Below are 15075 nucleotides of genomic sequence, written 5' to 3' on the forward strand. Positions count from 1 at the left end.
CAATCAGCCCATGCCACCATTGATGCCGATGATCTGGCCATTGATGTAACCGGCAGACTCCGAGCACAGGAAGGCGACCAGCGCGGCGACCTCGTCGGGTTTGCCGACGCGCCCGGCAGGCACCAGTTGTTTGATCACCTCGGGCGCGAAATTTTCGCCGACCATGTCGCTTTCGATCACGCCCGGCGCCACCACATTCACGGCGATGCCGCGGCTGGCCATCTCGCGCGACAACGATTTGGTCGCGCCATGCAATGCCGCCTTGGCTGCGGCGTAATTGGTCTGCCCGCGATTGCCCAGCACTGCCGACACCGACGACACGCTGACAATGCGTCCCCAGCGCGTGCGCGCCATCGGCAACAACAACGGTTGGGTGACGTTGAAGAAGCCGTGCAGCGACACATCGATCACCCGATGCCACTGCTCGGCGTTCATGCCCGCCATCGGCGCGTCGTCGTGGATGCCGGCGTTGTTGACCACGATCTGGATCGGGCCGGACGCCAGTAGGTTCTCCAGCGCCGCGCCGCTGGCCTGCGCATCGGCCACATCGAAGGCCACCGCTTCGGCGCTACCGCCGTCGGCCACGATGGCGGCAACCACCTCTTGCGCACGCACCAGATTGCGATTGGCATGCACGATCACGTGCCGCCCCTGCGCCGCCAGATGGCGACAGATCGCACCGCCAAGATCGCCGCTGCCGCCTGTGACCAACGCACGACGCTGTGGAATGGGTGTGCTCATGGACGTCTCGTCAAAACCAGCTGCAGCAGGAAGCCACCATCCTAGCGATTCGCAGCCAGCGCAGGAACAACCTGCCGCGTCCATCGCTGCAGGCATCGCGCGCAATCCGCATCATCGGGCCGCCGCAGCGCACGCATGTGCGCCGCTACGAAAGGTAAGGCCGCCAAGTACGGCCACAACACGTAGCGAGCAATCGTCAGATGAAGAACGACGCGCTCGGAACCGGAACGCACGCGCGCCACGCCGCACCAAGCACCGGCCGCGCCCGCATGGCGATGCGCGCAATTGATGTGTTGTCTGTCGGCCGCGCTACGCCTGCGCGGCACCCAGCATCACCGTGGCACGGCCTTCGGCGAGCAGCTGCGCCTGATGGGTCAGACGGAAACTGTATTGCTGGCTGTCCTCGCCCTGCATCAGCACCTGCGCTTCGCACTCGATGGCATCGGGCAATGCCTCCAGATGCGTCACATGCAATTCCACCGCACGCAGCGCAACCAGCATGCCCGGGCGCACCGGCTTGCCTGACTCTCGCCCCAGCAGGCCGCCATGCACGGCCATGGCCTGCGCGCCGTATTCGCACAGATGCAGCGCGCGCAGACGTCCATCGGCACGCAGCGGATGCATGTCGCTGCAATGCGCGTGACTACGCACCACAATCCGCTGCGGGTCCCAGGTCACCACCTCATCCCATAGGCACATGCTGCCCTGATGCGGGATCAAGGCGGCGATTGCGTCACGTCCCTGCATGCGATTCTCCATTGCGTGTGCGCTCCAGTGCCGGTTCGCGCGACACCAGCAACGCGAGGATGAAATTGAACAACACACCCAGTGCCACCGTGCTGCCGATCGCGCGCAGCACCGGGATGCTGGAGGCGGCCAGTAGCGCGAACACCAGCAATGTCATCAGGCTGCAGACAATCAATGCATGCAGCGTGCGCAGCTGATCGGCGTGATCGTCGCCGGCGTGATCGAAAAACAAGGCGTAATCCAGGCCCAAGCCTGCGGCAAGAATCAGCGCGATCAAGTGGAACAGATTGAGCTCCACCCCGATGCCGCGCAGGATCGCCAGGATCAACACGGTGGTCAGCGCCATCGGCAACAGCACACGCACGATACGACGTGGGCTGCGCAACGCGATCGCCACCGTCACCGCAAGCAGCAACGCCGCCACACCCAGGGCGCCCAGCACGCGGCCGCGGTAGGCGGCCACCAGCGATTCGGACGCGTCTTTGAGATCCAGCAATTGCGCGCCACTGCCCTGCAGCGCCGCAGCCAACACCGCCGGATCATGCAAGCCGGTCAGCGACACCAGGGCGGTCGTGCGATCGCCGCGGCCCAGCAGCAAGCCGCCCACCGAGGTGGCCAGCGGCGAGCCGATCAGATCCTTCGGCAGCAGCGGCGGCGCGCGCTTGGCGGCATCCAGATCCTGCAGGAATGGCGCGAACGCATCGCTGCGGAATGGTGTGGCCGCCACCGCGCGCTCGGTCAGCGCGCGCGCCTGCGCTGCATCCGGCAACCCCGCCTGACGCGCCTGCTGGGTCTTGGCACTGGGCAGATAGCGCGCGGCCATGTCGTAGCCGGCCAGGGCGCCGTCGCGTACCAGCGCATCCAGCCGCGGCCGCAGGGATTCGCTGGCCTGCAGCGCCGCTTCATCGTTGGCGGCAGGCAGCGCGAGCACATAACGCACATCGGGCGCGCCCAGTTCCTGACGCAAGTGGGTGTCCTGCGCCAACGCCTTGGGCGGCACCGGGGTGAGTTTGGATAGATCGTTCTGCCAGAACTGGCCGGGCGCGAATGCGATCACCGCCATGCCGATCACCGCGATCACCGCCAGGCTGATGCGTGGCCGTGGCAGCCGCGCGATACAGCGCCACAGCGTTGCCAACAGACGCGAGTCGGCATAGTCGCGCGGGGCCGGGTCGATCAGCCACGGCAACAGCCAACGCGTGGTCACCGCCGCAGTGGCCAGACCGGCAATGGTGAACACCGCCAGCTGGCGCAGACCATCCACGCCAGAAAACAGGAAGGTCACATACGCGATGCAGGTGGACACCACGCCGGTCGCCAGCGTCGGCCACAAATGCCGCGCGTTGTCGCGCGGATCCAGGCCGGGGCGTTGATGACTGAACAAGTGGATCGGGTAATCCTGCACCACGCCGATCAAGGTGAAGCCGAATGCCACGGTGATGCCATGCACGCCGTCGAACACCAGCGCCACCGCGCCCAGGCCGGCCAGCCCCGCGCTCGCCAGCGGCAACACGCCCAGCACCGGGATCTTCCAGCTGCGGTAGGCGATCATCAGCAACAGCACCAGACCCACCGTATCCAGCGTGCCGATCCACTGCGATTCGCCCTGGGTGCGTGCGGTGATTTCCACCGCGAATGCGCCTGGGCCGGTCAAGGTCAGCTGCGTCGTGGTGCCCTTGCTGACTGTGGCGAACGCCGCCTGCACGGCGTCGTAGGCCAGCTGCTGGCCGGTGGGATCGAAGCCGGCTGCATGCGTCTGCACGATCAACAGCGCCGAAGTACCGGCGCGATCGAACCACACGCCATTACGCGTCTGCGGTGCGGCTGCCGGCTGCAGGGTCTCGGCCAGATGCAGTACTTCCAACGTCGGGTCGCGCGGCAACAGCGGCTCCACCATCGCCGCTGCCGGCGAACCCAGATCCTGCACGCGTGACTGCAGCGCCGCTTCAAGCGTCGCCGCGTCCAGCGGTGCGGTATCGAAGCTGTTGCTAAGCAGATAGCGATACGGCAGCAAGCGCTCCGGAATCGCCTCCAACCCCGCAGTGCCGCCGTTGCCGACCAGCTCGAACAGCGCCGGCTGCGCGGCCAATGCCTGGTGCAGTTGCTGCGATTGCTCGGCCAGGGTGGCCGGGTCGCTATTGGACAAGGCCATCAGCAACAGCCGCGAGCCCGGGCCTTCGCCGAGTTCTTCGATCAGCAGTTTTTGCGCAGGCGTACGCGGGGCGGGCATAAACTTTCGAAGATCGCCAGTGACCTTGAGCGTCTCGCTCAACCAGAATCCGGCTACTACCAGCAAGGCCAGCCACAGCAAGGCAAGCCCAATGCGGCGGTTTGCGTTCAATTCAAACGACATGCAACTGCCTCACTGCAATGGCTGGACGTCCACCGGCCGCGCGCGCGGCCTGGGGCAACTCCGGTGCTTTTTTTCTGCGGAGGGCGGACATGAACTTGCGCAAATCGCCAGTGACCTTGAGCGTCTCGCTCAACCAAAATCCGGCCACCACCAGCAATGCCAGCCACAACAAGGCAAGCCCAATGCGACGGTTTGCGTTCAATTCAAACGGCATGCAACTGCCTCACTGCAACGGGCGACGCTCAAGTCGCGTACGACATCGGCTAGCAGGGCGCCGGCAACTTGGTTGCAAGCGCGCGATCTGGCGTTTTTGACGACGGCTAGCAGCAAGACCTGCCCGCGCGTGGTCACGCGCCCGGGCCGTGGCAGAGCGTGGTCAGCGCAGCAGCGTCGTTGACGCTGGCAGCCGCACGTGCCGCGCCGGCCAGCAGCGTGCGTTGTGCATCGCCCTTGGCCGGAATGCTTTCGATGCAGCGCAGCTCATCGTTGCTGCCGTACAGACGCAGCTCGCGTACTTGCTTGGCTACTGCGGCGTCCTTGGGCTGCAAGGTCAGTTGCCATGCCTGCGCTGTGCCTTGCCCGCTGAGGCGATACTGCTGCTCCAGCAGCGCGCGATCGCCCGACAGCAGCGCGCCGAAGCCGGACTTCAACCCGGCCAATTCGGGCACGCGGCTCAAGGCGAACTTGCGTGGCGCTTTGCCCTCGCGTTCGAGCACGCCTTCGTCGCCGCGCAAGGTGGTGGTTTCGCGATACGGCGCACTCACCTCGCGCACCAACGTCTGCGCATCCGGGCGACGGTAATGGCCCTGCACGCGCAGCGGGGTTTTCAGCAGCGCAGAGCCGCGCAGTTCGACAAACTCGGTGCTGGCTGGCACCGGGCGCGCCAGGCGTTGCAGCACCTGGCCGACATCCAGGGCCTCAGGCGGTGCGGCGCATAGCGGTGCGGCGCTGAACAGCAGTATCAGCATCCACGGCAGGGTGCGGCGCATCGGCATGGTGGGTGTTCCAGAAATCGTAGAAGTTGAACCAGTTGTACGGCGCGTAGCGTGTGTAATGTTCCAGCCTGGCCGCGTAATCGCGCATGAGCACCGCCAGCACCGGCGCACGCTGCCTGCGCGGCACATCCAGTCCTTCGCTGAAGGTCTCGAATGCCAGCTCGTAGTGATTGCCACCGCGATACAGGCCGAACGCCAGCACCACCGGCACCTTGAGCGCGGCGGCGATCAACCACGGCGAGGTCGGAAACATCGCATTGCGGCCAAGGAACATCGCCGGCAACGCCGGGTCGCCTTCGCGCGGGCGATCGATCAGCAGCGCCACCAGTGCGCCGGCATCGGTGGCATCCTTGATCGCCATGACGATCGAGGTCGCATCCATGCCGGCATCGATGATGTTGGCGGCCAGTTGCGGATTCAGCGCGCCCAGCAGGTCGGTCATCGCGCGGTTGTGGGCCTTGTCCAGCACCACCTTGACCTGCACGTCCGGGCGCTCGGTCGCCAGTACGCGCAGCGCATCGAAACTGCCCAGGTGGGAGCCGAAGATCAGCACGCCGCGGCCGCGGTCCATCTGCGTGTGCAGTTGATCCAGCCCGGTGATGTCGACGCGGAAGCGCTGCATCTGCCCGCACAACATGTACACGCGGTCCAGGATGGTCGATGCAAACGTATGGATATGCCGCGCCACATCGCGCAGCTTGGCCGGACGCCCCAGCACGCGTGCCAGATAGGCGCGCGAGGCGGCGCGCTCGGGCGCACGCACCAGCAGGAAGTACAGCGTGATCGGGTACAGCAGCGCGCGCCCCACCGAGCGCCCGGCATGCCGTGCGATCCCGCGGATCAGCCACAACGCGAAGCGCCCGCCACCTTCTGGACGCTGTTTCCAATGCTTGTTCATGCCGCGGCCTCCGCCACCAGTTCGCCGCTGACCAGCACCTCGCCGGCACGCTGCACGCGGAAGCGCCAGCGCGGGCCGTCGCCTTCCAGCATGACCGACGCGGTCTGGCCGGGCAGCAACGGCTGCACGAACTTCACCTGCGGCAGCCGTGCCGCGGCACGTGGGCCATGCAGCGCTTCCACGGCCTGCAGGACATGGTCGAGCACGACCACGCCAGGCACCACGGGGCGACCAGGAAAGTGCCCGGGCAGGCAGGGATGATCATGCGGCACGACGAAATCCATAAGCGCGGAACTCAGATCCTGGGTTGAAGCATTGCAGCCACGGCCTTGTGTGCCTGCTCGGTCAATTGTTGGCGATCCGGTGCATCCGGCCCGGTGACCGCGATCGGCTCGCCGATGCGCACGCGGATGATGCCGGGACGCACCCTGAACACACCATCCACCGGCAGCACCTTGCCGCAACCGTCCAGCGCCACCGGGACAACCTGGACACCAGCATCGATAGCGGCCTGCAGTAGCCCGGCCTTGAATGGCAATAATTCGCCGCTGCGGCTACGGGTGCCTTCGGGAAACAGACACAACTGTTTGCCCTCGCGCAGCAGCGCGGCCGCCTGCCGACGGACCAGCGCCCCGGCGCGGCGGCTGTCGCGGTCCAGGAACAGCATGCCGGTGGCGCGCGCATACCAGTTCACGAACGGCACCTTGAGCATTTCTTCCTTGAGCAGGAACCGCAGCGGCACCGGCAGGGCGTAGAACAAGGCGCAGATATCGATGATGGACTGGTGGTTGCTGACGAACAGATAGTTCTTGGACCAGTCGACCCGCTCGCGCCCTTCCACGATCACCTTGGCGCCCGCGCCGCGGAACAGCACCGGCGACCACATCCAGCCGCCCATGCGCAGCAGGCGATCCACATCGCGGGTGATCGCCAGCAGCACCAACGCATACACGATCCCGCCGGCGGTAAACGTCAGCGTGAAGGCCAATTGCAGCAGATTGAATACACCCCACGCCAGGCGCGACGGCATCCTTGCCAACGGCATTTTTGTTTTGTCCCCGAAACTGTGCACGTACGTCGCTGCCCCTGGCCACGCACTCAGCGCAGCAGATCGCGCCAGAAGTCCGGCCCGAGCCGCGCCATCTGGCGCAAGAAGTCTGGCAGGTTACGATAGGGGCGCTGCGGAAACCAGCGCCCGCGCAATAGATATTCCCCGACAAAGAACCCGCCAACCACGCCGTACACCAGCAAATTGGCGAACAACGAGGCGCGTTCGTCGCTGATCGGCAGCGGCGAGGCATAACCCAATTGCGCCAGCACGCCACTGGGTTCGGCGCACAGGCCCAGTACCAGGTTGAGCAGGGTCAGCCCGCACAACAGCAGCGCCCAGGCCAGCGTCAGCCCACGCGTGTAGCGCAATTGCGCCGGCGTCACCGCCATGCCGGCCCGGCCGTACAGGCCTTCCACGATGCGGGTGATCAGCGGAGTGCGCCCGCGCCGCAGGCTGCGCCCGAAGAACCAGGCGACCCATCCGGTGAACACCACCGGCGGCGCCGCAAGCACCAGCATGGCGTGCGGCGAATGCCACAACGCGCCCAGGCCGGCCAGGCTCACCAGCGCCAGCGCCCAGGCCCACGCGCGCCGCGCGACCATCGGCTCGATCAACACCATCAGCACCAGCATGACGCCGGCGATCACGGCCAGGTCGGAGCGGTGGCTGGCGTTGGCCCAGTGGGCAAGCGGCGAGTACGCCACCGCCAGCAGCACGCCCAGCCCCAGCACCCACGGCGGGGCATCGCTGGGCGCGGCGGTCGGAACCTCAGACGGTCTTGTTGGCTTCGACATGCGCCGACAATGCGCGCAGCGACGCGAAGATGCGACGGTTCTCGTCGTTGTCCGAGCGCAGCTGGAAGCCATAGCGCTTGCTGATCGCCAGCGCCAGTTCCAGCGCATCGATCGAATCCAGCCCCAGCCCGGTGTTGAACAACGGCGCCTCCGGATCGATGTCGGCGGGTTGGACGTCTTCCAGGTTCAGACTTTCGACCAGGAGTTCGGCCAGTTCACGTTCGGCAGCGGTTTGCGAGGACATCCAGAAGTTCCAGGGTAAGGGTCGGTCAAAGTCGGAGCAGGCCACCGACAGCGTGCGGCCGGTGGCGGACGGCGCGTCGAGCCGGCAGTGTACGTGGCGTACCTGTCGATTCCGAGCACCGGGCCCGCGGCGCGGCCGGCGATCGCCCTGTCCTTGCGTTGGTCGGCATGCGTGGATCTCGGCCGCAGCACAGATGTCCGGGCCGCCGGTCAGGCTATCATGACTGCATGACGCTCGCCCGCTGCAGGTTCGTTTCAGGATGACTTCCACCGTTGTGCGCCCCACCCCGACCGCCAAGCCGGCAGCCGGGCCGGCTCCCGGACCGCAGTGTCCGGCTATTCTGATCAGGGGCGGCGGCCCGACTGGTTGTACAGCAGCGCTGACGCCTGCCTGCCTCGGTAGGGCGATGCTGCGGCACGTACAGGTGCTGCACCCTCGCCTGCCTATCGGCGAGTCTCTGCGCGCAGTCCACGCCATCCCAGCACTGACATTCCTATCGACGATGCCGTACGTGCGGCAGGTGTGGCGCCCACGTCGGCGCCTGTCCACGCACGGCTTCGACGGCACCACCTTGCAACGAGAGACTCAATGACTGTTTCCCCGGCCCAGACCGCGCAGCCGCTGCGCCATCCCCGCCTGCAGGTCGATTATGTCGACCGGACCGACCCCACGGCGCTGCTGACCGATCCGCAGGTGCTGGCCGTGTTCGGGTTCGGCGATGCCGCGCCGCGCCTGGACGACCCGCGCTATCTGCGCGTGCCGCTGCAGCCGTATCGGGCCGATGTGCTGGAGGTGTGGCGGACCGATGCGCTGGTGCGCAGTGGCCGCGACGGCAATATCGCCTGGTCCAGCGATGGGCATTTGCAGTTCGGCGTGATCGAAATCGACGAGCAGGATGTCGATATCGAAGACGCCGCCGCCAAGGCCTATGCAGAGCTGACCGCATTCGTCAGCGGCAGCGCCACACCGCGCCTGCTGCGCATCTGGAACTACCTGGATGCCATCACCCTGGGCAGTGGCGACCGTGAGCGCTATCGCCAGTTTTGCGTGGGCCGCGCGCGTGGCCTGGGCGCTTTCGACGTCGCGCAGTTGCCGGCTGCCACTGCGGTGGGCCGCTGCGATGCCGAACGCATCATCCAGATCTACTGGCTGGCCGCCGCCGATGCCGGCACGCCACTGGAAAATCCGCGCCAGGTCAGCGCCTACAATTACCCGCGGCAATACGGCCCGCAGCCGCCGAGTTTTGCGCGCGCCATGCTGCCGCCCGCCGGCAGCGACATGCCATTGCTGCTGTCAGGCACTGCCGCGGTGGTGGGCCATGCCTCGATGCATACCGGCCAGTTGCTGGCGCAGTTGGAAGAAACCTTCGCCAACTTCGATGCCCTGCTCGGCGCCGCACGCACGCACGCACCAGCGCTGCCCGCGCAGTTCGGTGCCGGCACCCGCCTGAAGGTGTATGTCCGCGAGCAGGACGATCTGGCCAAGGTCGCGCAGGCCCTGGACACCCGCTTTGGCGACGCGGTGCCGCGCCTGCTGCTGCACGCAGTGATCTGCCGCGATGAGCTGGCGGTGGAGATCGATGGTGTGCACGGCTGAGTGATGCTGTGCCTGCCGGCGTGCCGCAGATTGTGACCGCCGGTAGTTCCGTGAAAACCGGGTGCGGCATGTATCGCGCAGATACCGCATTGCTCGCGGCCAGGCTGCTACCCATCTCGCCACTGACCATGCATGGCGTAGGCGCTGGCAGACCGTCGACATCGGTGAGATCGTGCGCTCAGTCGAGCAGACGACGCTCTCGCGGAGACAGCATGCTTGTTCTCGCAATTCTCCTGGCGACCGCAAGCCCTGCCGGATCGCAGAAATACGCAGGACAAGCGGCGTTCGAAGCGCTGGCAGATCAGGCAGATCGGCGCTGCCCTGCCCGACGGATCAGATCGATCACGCCAGGTGATCTGGATTTTGCGCAGGACGAGTTTCAGGCGCAGCTGACGCAGCGTGATCGCATGCGCTTGAATGCGTTCAACACGGCGGATGCGCGTTGTGCGGATCAGAACGGATTGGCCTGCCAAGTGCATGCGACCTTGGAGGCGATGCAGAAAACTCAGCTGCTGACGCGTTTCTCGGCCTACCTCTGCGCTCATCCGATACCGGGTCAGTGAGCAATCCACTCACGCAGCCGTTGGCATCGGCCTGCAAAGGGCATTGCCCAAACTCGCTCAGCCGTTGAGCAACCCCAACACCACATCGCGCGGCAGTTTGCCGGTTTCGTTGCGTGGCAGAACGGCGAGCTTGCGCAGGCGGCGCGGCAGGAATACCGGGTCGACGCTGACGCGCAATGCGGCCAGGATCTGCGCGTCGTCCAGGGTCGGGGCGACTACCAATGCGGCGATGCGGCCCACCGACTGACCTGCGTCCGGCGCCAGCTGCACGATGATGCCGTCGATCACGCCGGGGATGGCGAGCAGACGGCGGGTGAGGTCGGCCAGCGACGCGCGTTTGCCGGCGATTTCCAGCAGATCAGCCTGGCGTCCGCGCACCTGGAAAGTGCCGTCGTCGGCCACGTCCATCATGTCGGCAAGCAACACCGGCGTGGCCAGATGCGGCGCATGCACCAAGGTGCCTGCGGCCTGGGTTTCAAGACGCACGCCGGGCAGCGGGGTCCATGCGGCTTCCAGTGCCGTGCGGCGCACGGCGAATACGCAGGTTTCGGTGGAGCCGAACATCTCGCGCACTTCACCGCCAAACCGCGCTTCGGCTGCGGCGGCAACTTCCTGTGCCAGCGGCGCAGTGGCCGAGACGATGCCGGCCAGCGGCGGCAATGCCACCCCGGATTCGACCAGGGCACGCAGATGCACGGGCGTGGTCACCAGCACGCGCGGGGCGGGAATATCGGCCAGCGCGCGTGCCACATCGTCCGGGAAGAACGGGCGGCCCGCGTGCACTGCCAGCTCGGTCACCATCGGCAGCAACACCGACAATTCCATGCCGTACATGTGCTGCGGCGGCACCGTGGCCACCACGTGCGGCACTACGTCGGTGTGCGCCCACAGGCTTTGCAGCGCGACCAGATCCTGCCGGGTGCTGGTCAGAAAACTGCCCCAGGTCTTGGGATTGGGTTGCGGGCGACCGGTACTGCCGGAGGTGAAGCCGATCGCCACCAGTGCATCGTCGGCCAGCTGCGGAATCGGGCCGTCCGCCTGCGGCAGCGCGTCCGGCAGTTGCCAGTAGCGCGGCGGCGCCAGCTCCAACGCCAGATCGCCCAGGCAGTAGGCATCGGCGTGACCGGCCTGCACTTCGCCCACCACCGCCGGCGCGCGCGACGACGGCAGCAGCGACACCTGACCGCGCAGCGCGCAGGCATAGAACGCCACCATGAAGCGGTAGCGGTCTTCGCACAGATTGACCGCATGGCGGCCCTCCGGCAGTTGCTGCGCCAGGCCATGCACATGCGCGACGAAGGTCGCCAGATCCACCGACTGCCCCGCGCGCCACGCCAACGGCCGGCCAGGCGCGCCGACGGCCATGGGATGGGACACAACGGGAGCAGGCAGGCTGGACATGTGCATCGACAATCGCAAAAGCGCGCTAGCTTGGCCGCCCCCCGGGCTGCTGGCAAGTCGGGAGGTTTCCGGTTGCTGTCCGGGGCCGCGACGCGTAGCTGGCGCAGATGGCAGACGGGCAACCGCGGGACCTGGATGGCTGCGCCGGTAAATCCTGCAATGGGTCCGCGCCGTCTGACGTGCGCGCGCTCACGTCGGAGATCGCAGGCTTCGATACTGATCACTAGAACCGCTACTGCATTGTTGTGTTAGCTCAGTCGCACGCCAAGCACCTTTCAACAATCGGGCGCTGAGGTGCGCAGAATCTCCGTCTGGTGTTGGCGACCATGCATATGTGGCCGAGCATTGCATGCGACGGTACAGCCACCTGCCGGCACCAGACTCACCGCGGGTCTTCGGCCTATGCGTATAGGGACGATGCGTTCGCTCACTGCGCTCCGGACATGCCTCCGTGACAACCGCGACTCCAATGGCGGGGCACACGCGCAGCTGGAGCGCCGTCATCGGCAACGTGCAACGTCCGCAGCCCACAACATCCACGCGCACTTATCCGCCAGTGGCCTTTCAGCCTCTCGCAATGCCTACTGCAGACAGAGGCGGTAGACAGAAAGAACGCGTCATGACGCAACGCAGCGTACGCAGTGACCGCCGACGATGGCGCTGAAGCATTTAACCCGCCACAAGCGCACGGTGATGCGTGCATGCGACGCCGTGCATACCGCAGCGTCATTCGGCGCAACGCCGCAGTGCCACGCACTGCGACTGCAATGACGTGCAGCAAACACATAACAGTCGCGTCCGTCTGGCACCACCGCCATGCAACCACCCCCGCGTTACGCCGCCCGCGCATGACCTGTGGCCCAAGCCTGCCGCAGATGCGAACTGCTAGGCTTGCGCGCTCTCATTTGCGTCCAGTTGTTTCCGATGCCCAGATTGCTGCCGTTGACCCTTCTGCTGCTGACTGCCACCGCGCATGCGCAGCCCACCGCACCGCTCACCATCGAACAGGTGATGGCCGATCCGGACTGGATCGGGCCGTCGGTCGATCAGGCATGGTGGCAATGGGATGGCAAGCAGGTGCAGTACCTGCTCAAGCGCGATGGCAGCCCGGTGCGCGATACCTATCGCCAGGGCATCGACGGCGCAGCGGCAGACCGCGTGGCCGACACGGCGCGCGCCGGCCTGGATGCGGCCGACCCCAGCTACGACGCCACCCGTCAGCGCATGCTGTTCGCACGCAATGGCGATATTTTCCTGCGGGATCTGCGCTCGGGCGCGCTGACTCAGCTGACCCGCAGCAACGAGGTCGAATCGCGTCCGCAATTCGCCAGCGATGGCGGTGCGATCTGGCGCGCAGGCAACAACTGGTATCACTGGCAGGCCGATGGCGGCACCGCGCAGGTGGCGGTGGTCAAGGCCGAGCGCGATCCCAAGGCCGCGCCCAAGGCCGATGTCTTGCGCGAGCAGCAACTGGCCACGCTGGCCACGCTGCGTCGCGATCGCGAACAGCGCGATGCGCTGCGCACGCAGGAAGATGCCTGGCGCCGCGCCGACACCACGCGCGCAGCAGCGCCGGTGTATCTGGGCGATGAGGTGGAGATCGTCGACAGCGCATTGTCGCCGGACGGCCGCCACCTGCTGGTGGTGACACAGGCCAAGAACGCCGACGAAGGCCAGGCCGGCAAGATGCCCAAGTACGTGACCGAATCCGGTTACGAAGAGTTCCAGGAAACCCGCTCCCGCGTCGGTCGCAATGCCCCGGTGGCGCATGCACTGTGGCTGGTCGATGTGGTCGCAGGCAGCGCGCGCCAGCTGTCCTTCGATGCGCTGCCCGGCATCGCTACCGACCCGCTGGCTGCACTGCGCAAGGCCGCCAAGCGCGACGCGCTCAAGGGCAATCGCGCGGTGCGCGTGGAAAGCGATGGCGACGGCAGCGGCCCGGCGGTGCATTGGAGCGACGATGGCCGCAATGTGGCGGTGGAAATCCGCGCGGTGGACAACAAGGACCGCTGGATCGCCAGCGTGGATCTGGATAGCGCCAAGCTGCAGCCGCGGCATCGGCTGAGCGACAGCGCGTGGATCAACTGGGACTTCAACGATTTCGGCTGGTTAGCCGATAACCGCACGCTGTGGCTGCTCTCCGAAGAATCCGGCCATTCGCAGCTGTACACGGTGGAAGGCAACGGCAAGCCGCGTCAGCGCACCCGTGGCAAGTGGGAAGTGTCGATGCCGGTGCCCAGCGCCGATGGCAGCGGCATGTATTTCCTGTGCAACCAGAAATGGCCGGGCGATTACGAGGTGTGCAAGCTGGATCTGCGCACCGACCAGCTCACCGAAGTGACGGCCTTGAACGGCGTGGAAGGCTTCAGCCTGTCGCCGAATGGGCAGCAGTTGCTGGTGCGCTACTCCGGCGCCTATCTGCCGCCGCAACTGGCGGTGGTGCCGGCGGCGGGCGGTCAGGCCACTGTGCTCACCGACACGCGCACGCCGGCCTTCAAGGCGCAGACGTGGATCGCACCGCAGTACGTGCAGGTGCCGTCCAAACACGGCGCCGGCACGGTCTGGGGCAAGTATTACGGGCCACAGACTCCCGAGCCGGGCAAGCAGTATCCGATCGTGATGTTCGTGCATGGCGCCGGCTACCTGCAGAACGTGTCGCAGCGCTACACGCCGTATTTCCGCGAGCAGATGTTCCATAACCTGCTGGTGCAGCAGGGCTACATCGTGCTGGATCTGGACTACCGCGCATCGGAAGGCTACGGCCGCGACTGGCGCACCGCGATCTACCGCAACATGGGGCATCCGGAGCTGGAGGATTATCTGGATGGCCTGGACTGGCTGGTCGCCACCAAACAGGGCGACCGCGCACGCGCCGGCATCTACGGCGGGTCGTACGGCGGCTTCATGACGTACATGGCGTTGTTCCGCAGCCCCGGCACCTTCAAGGCCGGCGCGGCGCTGCGGCCGGTGGGCGACTGGATGCAGTACAACCACGAGTACACCTCCAACATCCTCAACACGCCCGAGCTCGATCCACAGGCCTACAAGACCTCCTCGTCGATCAACTACGCCGACGGGCTGCAGGACCATCTGCTGATCGCGCACGGCATGATCGACGACAACGTGTTCTTCAAGGACTCGGTGGACATGACGCAGAAGTTGATCGAGTTGCACAAGGACAACTGGCAGGTGGCGCCGTATCCGCTGGAACGTCATGGATTTACCCGGGCCGATGCATGGCTGGACGAGTACAAGCGCATCCTCAAGCTGTTCAACGAGCAGGTGAAGCCACAGCGCTGACCGACGCACTGCGCCCGTTGCAAGGCGGGCGTTGCTGACACCGACAGATGGTTGCAGTGCCGGGTGCAGCGTTTCCAGGCGCTACATCGCTGGCGCCGTCACAGATGCGCATTTGAAGCTCGTGGTGGGCGAAAAATGCTCGCCGCCTTGTCAGGAAGCGATCGCCGCAGCCTGCAGACGCCTGCGGCAATCGGGCCGAGCGCAACGCGTCGCTCAGCCAGCACGCACGCCGGTTGCGTTGCACTCACCTCTCCCTACGCAAGTGGCTCTAAGCTTGGCGCAGGACCGGCAGAGGGTTCATGCGTTCGCCCTCTGCGCCGGTCTGCCGCAGAACCGGTGCGCCGCCGGCGTCGCGGCAACTTTCCACTCATTGCTGGCGCACACAAGGTAGA

General features: G+C 66.1%; 14 protein-coding genes. 3 read left to right on the forward strand and 11 right to left on the reverse strand.

Annotation, left to right across the window (positions count from 1 at the left end; all coding sequences use genetic code 11):
- Positions 1 to 3: 3 nt before the first annotated feature.
- The 10 genes from fabG to xanC form a co-directional block, all read right to left on the reverse strand.
- Positions 4 to 741 carry a 3-oxoacyl-ACP reductase FabG gene (fabG, locus tag ABQZ00_RS21270; RefSeq protein ID WP_323538994.1) on the reverse strand — a complete coding sequence of 246 codons (738 nt, stop codon included), beginning with the start codon at positions 739 to 741 and terminating at the stop codon, positions 4 to 6.
- 309 nt (positions 742 to 1050) lie between these two features.
- Positions 1051 to 1488, reverse strand: a complete 438-nt coding sequence (locus tag ABQZ00_RS21275; protein WP_115563321.1) for a hotdog family protein — start codon at positions 1486 to 1488, stop codon at positions 1051 to 1053.
- Positions 1475 to 3841 (reverse strand): MMPL family transporter, encoded by a 2367-nt coding sequence (locus ABQZ00_RS21280; RefSeq protein ID WP_323538995.1) that lies wholly within the window; start codon positions 3839 to 3841, stop codon positions 1475 to 1477. Before ABQZ00_RS21280 ends, ABQZ00_RS21275 begins: the two co-directional genes overlap by 14 nt.
- The gene (locus tag ABQZ00_RS21285; RefSeq protein WP_323538996.1) at positions 3831 to 4055 is read right to left on the reverse strand and encodes a hypothetical protein; all 225 of its coding nucleotides are present in this window, start codon (positions 4053 to 4055) and stop codon (positions 3831 to 3833) included. The genes ABQZ00_RS21280 and ABQZ00_RS21285 overlap by 11 nt, the downstream gene beginning before the upstream one ends.
- A gap of 133 nt (positions 4056 to 4188) precedes the next feature.
- Positions 4189 to 4836 (reverse strand): LolA-related protein, encoded by a 648-nt coding sequence (locus ABQZ00_RS21290; RefSeq protein WP_323538997.1) that lies wholly within the window; start codon positions 4834 to 4836, stop codon positions 4189 to 4191.
- Positions 4760 to 5734 (reverse strand): lysophospholipid acyltransferase family protein, encoded by a 975-nt coding sequence (locus tag ABQZ00_RS21295; protein WP_055847003.1) that lies wholly within the window; start codon positions 5732 to 5734, stop codon positions 4760 to 4762. The genes ABQZ00_RS21290 and ABQZ00_RS21295 overlap by 77 nt, the downstream gene beginning before the upstream one ends.
- On the reverse strand, positions 5731 to 6018 hold the full coding sequence (locus ABQZ00_RS21300; protein ID WP_055847000.1) for an ApeI family dehydratase: 288 nt from the start codon (positions 6016 to 6018) through the stop codon (positions 5731 to 5733). Before ABQZ00_RS21300 ends, ABQZ00_RS21295 begins: the two co-directional genes overlap by 4 nt.
- Before the next feature lie 11 nt (positions 6019 to 6029).
- Complete coding sequence (locus tag ABQZ00_RS21305) at positions 6030 to 6779, reverse strand: lysophospholipid acyltransferase family protein (RefSeq protein ID WP_323519806.1); 750 nt, start codon at positions 6777 to 6779, stop codon at positions 6030 to 6032.
- A 53-nt stretch (positions 6780 to 6832) separates the two neighbouring features.
- A complete protein-coding gene (locus tag ABQZ00_RS21310; protein WP_082473429.1) occupies positions 6833 to 7516 on the reverse strand; it encodes a COG4648 family protein in 684 nt (227 codons plus the stop codon).
- A 37-nt stretch (positions 7517 to 7553) separates the two neighbouring features.
- Positions 7554 to 7823, reverse strand: a complete 270-nt coding sequence (xanC, locus tag ABQZ00_RS21315) for a xanthomonadin biosynthesis acyl carrier protein XanC (RefSeq protein ID WP_011260626.1) — start codon at positions 7821 to 7823, stop codon at positions 7554 to 7556.
- 588 nt (positions 7824 to 8411) lie between these two features.
- Between xanC and ABQZ00_RS21320 the strand changes: the two genes are divergently transcribed.
- Together ABQZ00_RS21320 and ABQZ00_RS21325 are read left to right on the forward strand one after the other, a co-directional pair.
- Positions 8412 to 9419, forward strand: a complete 1008-nt coding sequence (locus ABQZ00_RS21320) for a chorismate transformation FkbO/Hyg5 family protein (RefSeq protein WP_323538998.1) — start codon at positions 8412 to 8414, stop codon at positions 9417 to 9419.
- 212 nt (positions 9420 to 9631) lie between these two features.
- A complete protein-coding gene (locus ABQZ00_RS21325) occupies positions 9632 to 9982 on the forward strand; it encodes a hypothetical protein (protein WP_323538999.1) in 351 nt (116 codons plus the stop codon).
- A gap of 57 nt (positions 9983 to 10039) precedes the next feature.
- Here the strand turns inward: ABQZ00_RS21325 and ABQZ00_RS21330 are convergent, their stop codons facing one another.
- Positions 10040 to 11383, reverse strand: coding sequence for an AMP-binding protein (locus tag ABQZ00_RS21330; protein ID WP_323539000.1), 1344 nt, complete (start codon positions 11381 to 11383; stop codon positions 10040 to 10042).
- Between the two features lie 933 nt (positions 11384 to 12316).
- Between ABQZ00_RS21330 and ABQZ00_RS21335 the strand changes: the two genes are divergently transcribed.
- Positions 12317 to 14683: a S9 family peptidase gene (locus ABQZ00_RS21335; protein ID WP_323539064.1), complete on the forward strand. Its 2367-nt coding sequence runs from the start codon at positions 12317 to 12319 to the stop codon at positions 14681 to 14683.
- Positions 14684 to 15075: the final 392 nt, after the last annotated feature.

This window comes from Xanthomonas sp. WHRI 10204, assembly GCF_040202875.1.
In the GTDB taxonomy this organism is placed as follows: Bacteria; Pseudomonadota; Gammaproteobacteria; order Xanthomonadales; family Xanthomonadaceae; genus Xanthomonas.

What these genes read in the sequence shown, in the direction of transcription:
- ABQZ00_RS21320 (WP_323538998.1), top strand. Translation starts at nt 8,412, where the DNA reads ATGACTGTTTCCCCGGCCCAGACCGCGCAGCCGCTGCGCCATCCCCGC.
- ABQZ00_RS21325 (WP_323538999.1), top strand. Translation starts at nt 9,632, where the DNA reads ATGCTTGTTCTCGCAATTCTCCTGGCGACCGCAAGCCCTGCCGGATCG.
- ABQZ00_RS21295 (WP_055847003.1), bottom strand. Translation starts at nt 5,734, where the DNA reads ATGAACAAGCATTGGAAACAGCGTCCAGAAGGTGGCGGGCGCTTCGCG.
- ABQZ00_RS21330 (WP_323539000.1), bottom strand. Translation starts at nt 11,383, where the DNA reads ATGTCCAGCCTGCCTGCTCCCGTTGTGTCCCATCCCATGGCCGTCGGC.
- ABQZ00_RS21285 (WP_323538996.1), bottom strand. Translation starts at nt 4,055, where the DNA reads ATGCCGTTTGAATTGAACGCAAACCGTCGCATTGGGCTTGCCTTGTTG.
- ABQZ00_RS21280 (WP_323538995.1), bottom strand. Translation starts at nt 3,841, where the DNA reads ATGTCGTTTGAATTGAACGCAAACCGCCGCATTGGGCTTGCCTTGCTG.
- fabG (WP_323538994.1), bottom strand. Translation starts at nt 741, where the DNA reads ATGAGCACACCCATTCCACAGCGTCGTGCGTTGGTCACAGGCGGCAGC.
- ABQZ00_RS21305 (WP_323519806.1), bottom strand. Translation starts at nt 6,779, where the DNA reads ATGCCGTTGGCAAGGATGCCGTCGCGCCTGGCGTGGGGTGTATTCAAT.
- ABQZ00_RS21300 (WP_055847000.1), bottom strand. Translation starts at nt 6,018, where the DNA reads ATGGATTTCGTCGTGCCGCATGATCATCCCTGCCTGCCCGGGCACTTT.
- xanC (WP_011260626.1), bottom strand. Translation starts at nt 7,823, where the DNA reads ATGTCCTCGCAAACCGCTGCCGAACGTGAACTGGCCGAACTCCTGGTC.
- ABQZ00_RS21275 (WP_115563321.1), bottom strand. Translation starts at nt 1,488, where the DNA reads ATGCAGGGACGTGACGCAATCGCCGCCTTGATCCCGCATCAGGGCAGC.
- ABQZ00_RS21290 (WP_323538997.1), bottom strand. Translation starts at nt 4,836, where the DNA reads ATGCCGATGCGCCGCACCCTGCCGTGGATGCTGATACTGCTGTTCAGC.